Origin of the sequence: uncultured Frigoribacterium sp. (assembly GCF_963515265.1) — a bacterium.
Classification (GTDB): Bacteria; Actinomycetota; Actinomycetes; order Actinomycetales; family Microbacteriaceae; genus Frigoribacterium.
This window is the reverse complement of sequence record NZ_CAUPYL010000080.1, coordinates 1-10,923: the sequence shown is the minus strand read 5'-3', so window position 1 is coordinate 10,923 and position 10,923 is coordinate 1. Positions and strand designations below refer to the sequence as shown.

7 protein-coding genes, 1 pseudogene and 1 riboswitch are annotated in these 10,923 nt (G+C 73.0%); of the genes and pseudogenes, 3 read left to right on the top strand and 5 right to left on the bottom strand.

The window, feature by feature from the left end; translation table 11 throughout:
* The 3 genes and pseudogenes from RWM17_RS08310 to RWM17_RS08300 all read right to left on the bottom strand — a co-directional run.
* A pseudogene (locus tag RWM17_RS08310) lies at positions 1-760 on the bottom strand (ABC transporter ATP-binding protein); the annotation flags it as partial.
* Positions 761-779: 19 nt separating this feature from the next.
* Complete coding sequence (locus RWM17_RS08305; protein ID WP_314102628.1) at positions 780-1,457, bottom strand: ECF transporter S component; 678 nt, start codon at positions 1,455-1,457, stop codon at positions 780-782.
* Positions 1,449-1,559: riboswitch (TPP riboswitch) on the bottom strand. Its footprint overlaps the gene before it by 9 nt.
* Positions 1,560-1,713: 154 nt before the next feature.
* Complete coding sequence (locus tag RWM17_RS08300; protein WP_314102627.1) at positions 1,714-2,661, bottom strand: NAD(P)-dependent oxidoreductase; 948 nt, start codon at positions 2,659-2,661, stop codon at positions 1,714-1,716.
* Between the two features lie 163 nt (positions 2,662-2,824).
* Here RWM17_RS08300 and glgX point away from each other — a divergent pair, with 163 nt between their 5' ends.
* The 3 genes from glgX (at position 2,825) to treZ (ending at position 9,310) form a co-directional block, all read left to right on the top strand.
* Positions 2,825-5,023, top strand: a complete 2,199-nt coding sequence (gene glgX, locus RWM17_RS08295; protein WP_314102625.1) for a glycogen debranching protein GlgX — start codon at positions 2,825-2,827, stop codon at positions 5,021-5,023.
* Positions 5,020-7,437 (top strand): malto-oligosyltrehalose synthase, encoded by a 2,418-nt coding sequence (gene treY / locus RWM17_RS08290; RefSeq protein ID WP_314102623.1) that lies wholly within the window; start codon positions 5,020-5,022, stop codon positions 7,435-7,437. The genes glgX and treY overlap by 4 nt, the downstream gene beginning before the upstream one ends.
* 115 nt (positions 7,438-7,552) lie before the next feature.
* Complete coding sequence (gene treZ, locus RWM17_RS08285) at positions 7,553-9,310, top strand: malto-oligosyltrehalose trehalohydrolase (RefSeq protein WP_314102621.1); 1,758 nt, start codon at positions 7,553-7,555, stop codon at positions 9,308-9,310.
* An 87-nt stretch (positions 9,311-9,397) separates the two neighbouring features.
* On the opposite strand, the gene RWM17_RS08280 is transcribed toward treZ, so the two are convergent.
* Together RWM17_RS08280 and RWM17_RS08275 are read right to left on the bottom strand one after the other, a co-directional pair.
* Positions 9,398-10,204 (bottom strand): polyprenol monophosphomannose synthase, encoded by an 807-nt coding sequence (locus RWM17_RS08280; protein ID WP_314102619.1) that lies wholly within the window; start codon positions 10,202-10,204, stop codon positions 9,398-9,400.
* A 132-nt stretch (positions 10,205-10,336) separates the two neighbouring features.
* The coding region (locus RWM17_RS08275) for a class F sortase (RefSeq protein WP_314102617.1) at positions 10,337-10,923 on the bottom strand (587 nt) is incomplete at its 5' end.

Sequence of the window (10,923 nt, the reverse complement as noted above, 5' to 3'; positions counted from 1 at the left end):
GCTCCGGCCCGACCCCGGGGACCCACACCCCTGCCTCCGTGAGCCGTCCGCGCTGCCGGTCGAGCACCTCCTCGGGGGCGCCGTCGGCGAGGACTCCCCCGCCCGCGGCGAGCACGACGACGCGGTCGACGACGGGCAGCCAGACCGAGACGCGGTGCTCGACGACGACGAGCGTCGCCCCGGTCCGCTCGGCGACCCGGGCGACGGCGTCGCGCACCTCGACGACGCCCTCGGGGTCGAGGTTCGCCGTCGGCTCGTCGAGCAGGACGAGCCCCGGTCGCATCGCGAGGGCGCCGGCGAGCGCGAGGCGCTGCTTCTGCCCGCCGCTCAGCTGGGCGGTCGGCCACGAGCGCGGCAGGTCGAGCCCGACGGCGTGGAGGGCGTCGTCGACGCGGCGCCACGTCTCGTCGCGCGGCACGCCGATGTTCTCGCAGCCGAAGGCCACGTCGTCGCCGACGCGGGCAAGGACGACCTGCGAGTCGGGATCCTGCAGCACCAGCCCGACGCGGCCGCGCTGCTCGGCCGGGGGACGCCCGTCGACGAGCAGCTCGCCGCGGGCGTCGCCCTCGTCGGCGCCGCCCAGCACGCCGGCGAGCCCGGCGAGCAGGGTGGACTAGCCGGCCCCGGAGGCGCCGAGCAACAGCACGCGCTCGCCCGGCTCGACGACGAGGTCGAGCTCGGACACGGCCGGGAGGATCCGGCCGGCGTGCCGCCACCCCCAGCCGCGGGCGTCGACCCGGGCACCGGAGGAGGCGGTCACGTCGTCGAGGTCGCGTTGCTCAGACGCGTGCCTCGGCCGAGCGGCCGGAGGCGAAGCGGCTGAGCGCGCCGGTGCGGGCGAGCCCCCGGGCGGCGAGCCAGGAGAGCAGGCCTGCCAGCACGACGCCGGAGACGACGGCGCTGATGCCGTAGACGACCTTGAACTCGAGCGCGGTCGCGGCGACCGACGAGAACGAGGTGTCGAGCAGGGCGACCGCGACGCCCGCGCCGGCCCCGGCGAGGAGGGCGACGTGGAGGCGCCACGACGAGTACAGGAACGCGGCGAAGACGAGCTCGGCGCCGAGGCCCTCGACGACGCCCCAGATCAGGGTCGAGAAGCCCCACTGCGTGCCGATCAGCATCGACACCACGGCGGCCATCACCTCGGTGTAGACCGCGGCGCCCGGCTTGCGGATGATCAGCCCGCCGAGCACGCCGGCGAAGAGCCAGCCGCCCGAGAGCAGGCCCGACAGGCCGGGCGTGAAGGCCAGCAGGTTGCTGAGCGGCTCCCACGCGAGGCCCCAGGCCCAGAAGACGACGCCGCAGGCGACGCCGATGACGCTGGCGACGACGATGTCGACGACGCGCCAGCGGCGCGACGGCCTGGGCGACCTCGGCGGCGACTCCTGCGACGACGATGCTGTGGGACGATCCTGGCGACCGGGCTGGGCCTCGTTCGCGGACACGGAAACGGACATGTTCTCTCCTCCCTGCGCTGGCATGATCCAGATCAGGTTCGACGGTCGAAGCGTGGATCGCTTCCTCTCAGCCCGGATCACCGGACTCCCGTGTGTGTGCCGCCGATCATAGCGCCGCCGCGGCCCGACTGTGTGGACGGGCGTCGGTCACAGATCAGGAAGACAGCGCTCGCGCCTCCTGAGCTGTGCACGGTTCAGGACGATCGGCACCTCCGTTGCGGGGATCAGGCGCGATCTTCCTGAATGAGGAGGCAGGTCAGGCGAGGGTGAGCTGCCCGTCGGCACGCAGCCACTCGAGACCCTCGACGATCGCCTCGACCGACGTCCACCGCGGCGCGTAGCCGAGCAGACGCCGGGCCTTGTCGATGCTCATCGAGTGGCTGCGCGAGAGGTGCTGCCACGACGCGTCCGCCGACTCGGCGCTGCGCTGCGCCCGGAAGTCCTCGAACGACGCGAACGTGAGGTGCGCTTCCTGCCCGAAGGTCCTCGCGACCTGCTCGGCGAGGCCGCGCAGGGTGACCGCGCGGTCGCTGACGACGTGGAACGACTCCCCCACGGCCTGCGCCGGACGCTCAACGGCCCTCTGGAACGCCTGCGCCACGTCGTCGGCGTGCACGTGGTGGACCGTCTCGAGCCCGAGGCCCGGCATGACGACCTCGCGCCCCGCGGCGAGCGCCTCCCACACGTCGAGGTCGAGGTTGCCGACGGCGTTGATCATCGGCCAGCCGGGCCCGGTGATGTGCCCGGGGTGCAGCACGGCGCTCTGCACGCCGCAGGGCCGTCGCGACTCGGCGAGCAGCAGGCGCTCGATCTCGGCCTTCTGCGTGCCGTACTCGCCGACCGGCGTGCGCCGCGCCTCCTCGGTCACCGGCACCTCGGCCGACGGGCCGTGCACCCAGATGGTGCCGCAGTGCAGCAGCACGGTGCCGCTGCCCCGCAGCGCCTCGACGAGCGACAGCGCGGAGGCGGGCGTGAAGCAGATCAGGTCGACGACGACGTCCGCGTGCAGGTCGGCGATCGCCCGGCCGAACGAGCCGTCGGCGTCGCCGGCCTCGCGGTCGAGCTGCACCCGCTCGACGCCGGCCCAGGCGGCGTGCTCGCGGTAGGGCGCCGAGGCGCCGCGCGACACGGCGACGACGTCGTGCCCGGCGAGCACGAGCCGCGGCACGAGGTAGCCGCCGACGTGTCCCGTCGCGCCGATCACGACGACCCTCACGACGACACCGCCCCGAGGAGGCGCGGGCGAGGGTCGAGGACAGCTGCCGTCGTCGGCAGCGCTGCGGTCGTCATGGCCTCGACGCTAGGCGCGGCGGCCCCGGTGCGCCCGCTGCCCGTAGGCTGACGTGGTCCACGACCCGGAGGTCCGATTGCACACCTGGCCAGGCAACCCCTACCCGCTCGGCGCCACCTACGACGGCAGCGGCACCAACTTCGCGATCTTCAGCGAGGCGGCCAGCAAGGTCGAGCTGTGCCTCTTCGACGCCGACGGCGCCGAGACGCGCGTTCCCCTCACCGAGGTCGACGCCTACGTCTGGCACGCCTACCTGCCGACGGTGCAGCCCGGGCAGAAGTACGGCTACCGCGTCCACGGCGACTACGACCCCGCGGCGGGCTCGCGGGCCAACCCCGCCAAGCTGCTGCTCGACCCGTACGCCAAGGCCACCTGCGGCGAGATCGACTGGGACGAGTCGCTCTTCGCGTACCACTTCGGCGACCCCGACTCGCGGAACGACGACGACAGCGGCCCGCACATGATGCTCGGCGTCGTCATCAACCCGTTCTTCGACTGGCAGGGCGACCGCCCCCCGAAGTACAGCTACGACGAGACCGTCATCTACGAGGCGCACGTCAAGGGCCTCACCGAGACGCACCCCGACATCCCCGAGGACGAGCGCGGCACCTACGCCGGCGTCGCCCACCCGGCGATCATCGAGCACCTCAAGAAGCTCGGCATCACGACCCTCGAGCTGATGCCCGTGCACCAGTTCGTGCAGGACAACACGCTGCTCGAGAAGGGCCTCAGCAACTACTGGGGCTACAACACCATCGGCTTCTTCGCGCCGCACGCGGCCTACTCGGCGACGGGCGACATCGGCCAGCAGGTGCAGGAGTTCAAGACGATGGTCCGGGTGCTGCACGCCGCCGGCATCGAGGTCATCATCGACGTCGTCTACAACCACACCGCCGAGGGCAACCACCTCGGGCCGACCCTGTCGTTCAAGGGCATCGACAACGCCGCCTACTACCGGCTGATGGACGGCGACGCCAAGCACTACATGGACTACACGGGCACCGGCAACAGCCTCAACGTCCGCCACCCGCACTCGCTGCAGCTGATCATGGACAGCCTGCGCTACTGGGTGACCGAGATGCACGTCGACGGCTTCCGCTTCGACCTCGCCGCCTCCCTCGCCCGCGAGTTCTACGAGGTCGACCGGCTGTCGACCTTCTTCGAGCTCGTGCAGCAGGACCCGATCGTGTCCCAGGTCAAGCTGATCGCCGAGCCGTGGGACGTCGGCCCCGGCGGCTACCAGGTCGGCAACTTCCCGCCGCAGTGGACCGAGTGGAACGGCAAGTACCGCGACACCGTCCGCGACTTCTGGCGCGGCGAGCCCTCCACGCTCGGCGAGTTCGCGAGCCGCATCACCGGCTCGGCCGACCTCTACGAGCGCGACGGACGCCGCCCGGTCGCGAGCATCAACTTCGTGACGGCGCACGACGGCTTCACCATGCGCGACCTCGTCAGCTACAACGAGAAGCAGAACGACGCGAACGGCGAGGGCGGCGCCGACGGCGAGAGCCACAACCGCTCGTGGAACAGCGGAGTCGAGGGCGAGACCGACGACCCGCAGGTGCGCGCCCTCCGCGAGCAGCGCCAGCGCAGCTTCCTCGCGACCCTGCTGCTCAGCCAGGGCGTCCCGATGCTGCTGCACGGCGACGAGCTGGGCCGCACCCAGCGCGGCAACAACAACACCTACGCGCAGGACAGCCCGATCAGCTGGATCGACTGGGAGGCGGCGGACCGCGAGCTCGTCGAGTTCGTCGCCGAGGTGATCAAGCTGCGGCACGACCACCCCACGTTCCGTCGTCAGCGCTACTTCAACGGCCGTCCCGTCACCCGGGGCGAGGGCGAGCCGCTGCCCGACATCGTCTGGCTGACGCCCGAGGGCGACGCCATGCAGGAAGGCGAGTGGAACGAGTCCTACGCCAAGGCGATCGGCATGTTCCTCAACGGCGACGGCATCCGCGGGCGCGACCAGCGCGGCGGCCGCATCACCGACGTGAACTTCGTCCTGTACTTCAACGCGAGCGCCGAGACGGTCACGTTCGTCCTGCCGCCCGACGAGTACGCCGAAGGGTGGGAGGTGGTCGTCGACAGCACCGTCGCCGCGCCTCCGCCCCCGGCCCAGTCCGCTCCGCGCACGCCGACCGCGACGCGCGCCGCGACCACCACCCAGCCCCCCAGCACGCCGCAGGTCCCTGCCGCGCTGCTCGCCGGCGACCGGCTCCCCGTGGCGGGCCGTTCCCTCGTCGTCCTCCGAGCCACGGCCGAGGAGCACGCGTGACCCGACACGACCACCCCCGATCCACCTACCGGCTGCAGATCAGGGCGGGCTTCGACCTGTTCGCGGCGGCCGACCAGGTGCAGTATCTTCGCGACCTCGGCGCCGACTGGGTCTACCTGTCGCCGGTGCTCGAGGCCGAGCCCGGCAGCGACCACGGCTACGACGTCGTCGACCACAGCCGGGTCGACCCTGCCCGCGGCGGCACGGCCGGACTCGACGCGCTGTCCCAGCGCGCGCACGGCGCCGACCTCGGCGTGCTCGTCGACATCGTGCCGAACCACGTCGGCGTCGCGACCCCGAAGGCCAGCACCTGGTGGTGGGACCTGCTCACGCACGGTCAGGACAGCACGTACGCCGACGCGTTCGACGTCGACTGGGCGGCCGGCGGCGGCAAGGTGCTGCTTCCGGTGCTCGGCGAGCCGGCAGGCTCCGACGGCCGGATCGAGGGCCTCGAGGTCGTCGACGGCGAGCTGCACTACTACGAGAACGTCTACCCGATCGCGCCCGGCACCCTCGGCGACGCCGCGGACGGCCCTGCCGACGCCGCCGCCGTGCACGCCCGCCAGTCGTACGAGCTCGTGCACTGGAAGCGCGCCGACACCGACCTCAACTACCGCCGGTTCTTCGCGGTGAACACCCTCGCCGGCATCCGCGTCGAGGAGGGCTGGGTGTTCGACGAGTCGCACGCCGAGATCGGGCGCTGGTTCCGCGAGGGCCTCGTCGACGGTCTCCGCGTCGACCACCCGGACGGCCTCGCCGACCCGGGCGCCTACCTCGACCGGCTCGCCGCGCTGACCGGCGGCGCCCACGTGCTCGTCGAGAAGATCCTCGAGGGCGACGAGCGCCTCCCCGAGGACTGGGCGACGGACGGCACCACGGGCTACGACGCCCTCGCCGACCTCGACCGGGTCTTCGTCGACCCCCGCGGCGCCGCCGCGCTCGACGGCCTCGACTCGCGCCTCCGCGCCGACGACGACAGCGCGCACTCCCCCGCGGACGGCGACGCCCGCGCCTCGGACGAGGCGGTCGACTGGCACCGGATGATCCTCGGCACCAAGCGCGGCATCGCGGACGGCATCCTCGGCAGCGAGATCCGCCGCCTGGCGCGCCTCGTCTCGGACGACGGGCGCGCGGACGAGGCCGTCGTCGACGCCCTCGCCGAGCTCGCCGCCGCGTTCCCGGTCTACCGGAGCTACCTCCCGCAGGGCGCCGACCAGCTGGCCCGTGCGGCCGAGGTCGCGACCGGGAGCCGCCCCGACCTCGCGGACGAGATCGCCCGCGTCGTCGCCGTCCTGGCCGACGAGTCGCACCCGGCGTCCGTGCGCTTCCAGCAGACCAGCGGCATGGTGATGGCCAAGGGCGTCGAGGACACGGCGTTCTACCGCTACAGCCGCCTCGCCACCCTCACCGAGGTCGGCGCGGACCCCGCCGAGTTCTCGCTGACGCCCGCCGAGTTCCACGCTCGCCAGCAGGCCCGCCTGGCCGAGCGGCCCTTCGGCATGACGACGCTGTCGACGCACGACACGAAGCGCAGCGCCGACGTGCGCTCGCGCATCACCGTGCTCTCCGAGATCGGCGACGAGTGGACGGCGACCCTCGAGCGCCTCCGCGACCTCGCCCCGATCGGCGACGGCCCGTTCGAGAACATCCTCTGGCAGAGCGTCGTCGGCGCCTGGCCCGCGTCGCGCGAGCGCCTGCACGCCTACGCCGAGAAGGCGAGCCGCGAGGCGAGCACCTCGACCACGTGGACCGACCGCACCGCGGACGCCGAGGCCTTCGAGGAGCGCATGCACGCGGCCATCGACGCGGTCTTCGACCACGAGGAGGTGCGGCACGAGATCGAGAGGATCGTCGACGTCGTCCGCGCCCCCGGCCGCAGCAACTCGCTCGGCCTCGCCCTGCTCCAGCTCACGGGCCCCGGCAGCCCCGACGTGTACCAGGGCGGGGAGCTGTGGGACCACTCGCTCGTCGACCCGGACAACCGTCGCGAGGTCGACTTCGCGCTGCGCCGCCGCCTCCTCGACCAGGTCGCGGCCGGCGAGACGCCGCCGGTCGACGAGACGGGCGCGGCGAAGCTGCTCGTCACGCACCGGGCACTGGCGCTCCGTCGCGACCGCCCGGAGCTGTTCACGCGCTACGGCGCCCTGCCGGTGTTCGGCGACCAGGCCGACTCGGCCGTAGCCGCCGACCGCGGCGGCGCGCTGACCATCGCGACGCGCCTGCCCGTCGCCCTCGAGCAGGCCGGGGGCTGGGGCGACACCGTCGTCCTCGTCCAGGGCCGGCGCTGGCGCGACGTCCTCACCGGGCGCGTGCACGAGGGCGGACGCCTGCGTCTCGCCGACGTGCTCGACACGTACCCCGTCGCGCTGCTCGTCCCGGCGGACGGACAGCAAGAGAGCGGCGCCGAGCAGTAACAGCGGCCCTCCGCACGACTACCGTCGACCCCCTGCGGGTCGGCGGTTCGTCGTCCTGCCCGCGGCCTCCCGACCACCTGCACCTTCCCGACCACCACACCTCCCGAGGAGACCGATGAGCGTCTACGACGTCTGGGCACCCACCGCGACCACCGTGCAGCTGCACCTCGACGGCGACGTGCTGCCGCTCGAGCACGAGGCCTCCACCGGGTGGTGGCGAGCGGCCGCCGACCTCGACCGCGGGCCCGGCCACCGCTACGGGTTCCTCGTCGACGACGGCGAGACGCCGCTGCCCGACCCGCGGTCGCGGCGCCAGCCCGACGGGGTGCACGGCCTGAGCGAGACCTGGGACGGCGACTCGTTCGACTGGACCGACGCCTCCTGGACGGGTCGTCAGCTCGCCGGCGGGGTGATCTACGAGCTGCACGTCGGCACCTTCACGCCCGACGGCACCCTCGACTCGGCGATCGCGAAGCTGCCGCACCTGGTCGAGCTCGGCGTCGACCTCGTCGAGCTCCTGCCGGTCAACGGTGTCAACGGTCGCTGGAACTGGGGCTACGACGGGGTCGACTGGTTCACGGTCACCGACAACTACGGCGGGCCCGACGCGTACCAGCGCTTCGTCGACGCCGCCCACGCCGCGGGGCTCGGCGTCGTGCAGGACGTCGTCTACAACCACCTCGGCCCCTCGGGCAACTACCTGCCCGTGTTCGGCCCGTACCTGTCGAGCAAGCACGCGAACACGTGGGGCGACAACGTCAACCTCGACGACGAGGGCTCGCACGAGGTGCGCGAGTTCATCCTCGACAACGCGCTGATGTGGTTCGAGCGGTTCCACGTCGACGCCCTCCGGCTCGACGCCGTGCACGCGCTCGTCGACGACAGCCCCGTGCACCTGCTGCAGGAGATGGGCGAGCGCACCGCCGCCCTCAGCGCCCACCTGAGCCGTCCGCTGACGCTGATCGCCGAGAGCGACCTGAACGACGCCCGCCTCGTCACGCCTCGCGACGGCGGCGGCTTCGGCCCCGACCACCGTCAGGGCTGGGGCCTCGACGGGCAGTGGAGCGACGACTTCCACCACGCGCTGCACGTCGCCCTGACCGGCGAGACGAACAGCTGGTACGCCGACTTCGCGTCGCTCGACTCGCTGGCCAAGGTCGTCACGAAGGGCTTCTTCCACGACGGGACCTGGTCGTCGTTCCGCGAGGCCGACCACGGCCACCCGGTCGACGTCGAGCACATGCCCGCCTGGCGCCTCGTCGTGGCCAACCAGAACCACGACCAGATCGGCAACCGCGCCGTCGGCGACCGCCTCGCGGCCACCCTCGACGACGGGCAGCTGCAGATCGCCGCGGCGCTGACCCTCACCTCGCCGTACACCCCGATGCTCTTCATGGGCGAGGAGTGGGGCGCGTCGACGCCGTGGCAGTTCTTCACGTCGCACCCCGAGAAGGAGCTCGGCGAGGCCACCGCGAAGGGCCGCATCGCCGAGTTCGCCAAGTCGGGCTGGGACGAGTCGGTCGTGCCCGACCCCCAGGACCCGCAGACGTTCGAGGACTCGAAGCTCGACTGGTCGGAGCTCGGGCGCGGGCGCCACGCCCTGCTGCTCGACGCCTACCAGCAGCTCACGGCCCTGCGCCGCGCCGAGCCCGAGCTCACCGACCCGCGCCTCGGCCGCACCTCGGTCGAGCACGACGCCGAGGCCGGCTGGTTCGTGATGACCCGGGGCACGATCCGGGTGGCCGTCAACTTCGGGACGCAGGAGGCGCGGGTCGACGTGCCCGCCTCCTCCGTGCTCTTCGCCAGCGACGACTCGATCGCGGCCGGCGCCGAGCTGGTGCTGCCGCCGCACTCGGTCGCGGTGGTCCGCTAGCCGCTCCGCTCGACCGGGCCCGGACATGACGACGTCCGCACGGCCGGGGCTGACCACCCCTGCCGTGCGGACGGTGCCGCCTCCCTGCTAGCGCGCCTGCGCGTGGCGCACGACGGGCCCGACCCGGTGCGACGTCGCGCGGACGCTCGGCAGGCGACGGTGTCGCACGACCAGCTCGACGAGGGCACGCCCCCGTCGGCGGAGACCCCAGAGGGTCACCTTGGTCAGCGACTCCCTGACGATCGAACCGCTCATCTTCGAGGCGCCGTGGACGCGCTCGGTGAACGTGATCGGAGTCTCGACGACCCGGAGGCCCGCCTGGAGGGCGCGCCAGAGCAGGTCGACCTGGAAGCAGTAGCCGCGCGACTCGACGGCGTCGAGATCGATGCGGCGGAGGGCCGAGGCACGGAACGCGCGGAACCCGCCCGTCGTGTCGGCCACGCGGATGCCGAGGGCACCGCGGGTGTACCAGCTGCCGCCGCGGCTGAGCAGCTCACGCCGCAGCGGCCAGTTCTCGACCTCGCCGCCCGGCACCCAGCGCGAGCCGAGCACGAGGTCGTCGTCGGCGAGCAGGCCGAGCAGGCGCGGCAGGTCCTCGGGGTGGTGCGAGCCGTCGGCGTCCATCTCGACGATCGCCTCGTAGCCGCGCTCGAGGCCCCAGGCGAAGCCGGCGAGGTAGGCGGCGCCGAGGCCCGCCTTCTCGGTGCGGTGCATCACGTGCACGCGGGGCTCGCGGTCGGCCCAGCTGTCGGCGAGGTCGCCGGTGCCGTCGGGCGAGCCGTCGTCGACGACGAGCACGTCGACGGCGGCGCCGGACGTGAGGGTCCGGCTGACGATCATGTCGAGGTTCTCCCTCTCGTCGTAGGTGGGGATGATCACGAGCGCGTCGTTCACGGGGGTGGTCCTTTCCGGTCGGGTCGGAGAGAAGGGCGGTGCGGGTCGGGTGAGGTGGTGCGGCGGTGCTGTGCGGGCCGGCGCGTCGGGTGCGTCGGCCGCCGGGTGGTGGGGTGGTGGGCGTGCGGGTCGTCAGCTCGTCGACACGAGGTCGGCGAAGACGATGAGGTTGTCGACGTAGTGCCCGGTCGAGCGGTCGAAGGTGCCGTCGCAGGTGATCAGCCGCAGGCTCGGCGTCGGCGTCGAGCCGTAGACGTCGCTGGTGGGGAACGTCGCCTTGGGCGTCCGCTCGCTGCCCGTGACGCGGAACGTCTCCACGGTGCCGGTCGACAGGGTCACCTGGACCTCGTCGCCGACGGCCAGCTTCGCCAGGTCGACGAACACGGCGGGTCCGCTGCCCGAGTCGACGTGGCCGGCGATGACGGCCGGTCCGACGGCGCCGGGCACGGTGCCGTCGCGGTACCAGCCGGCCGACTCCCACGCCTGCGGCGGGTCGAGCTCGCCGGCGGCGCCGAGACCGAGGTCCTCGAGGCCGGAGTCGACCCCGATGGACGGGATCTGCACCCGCTCGGGCGTCGCGCCCGCAGGAGGCGGGGTGTACGACTGCGCCGCCGGATCCTGGAACGAGCCCGCGGCCCCGCTGGCGGGGTCGACGCTCGGCGAGGCGGACGTCGCCGGTGCCGTGGTGGGGGCCGGACCCTGCGCGTCCGCGCCGGACC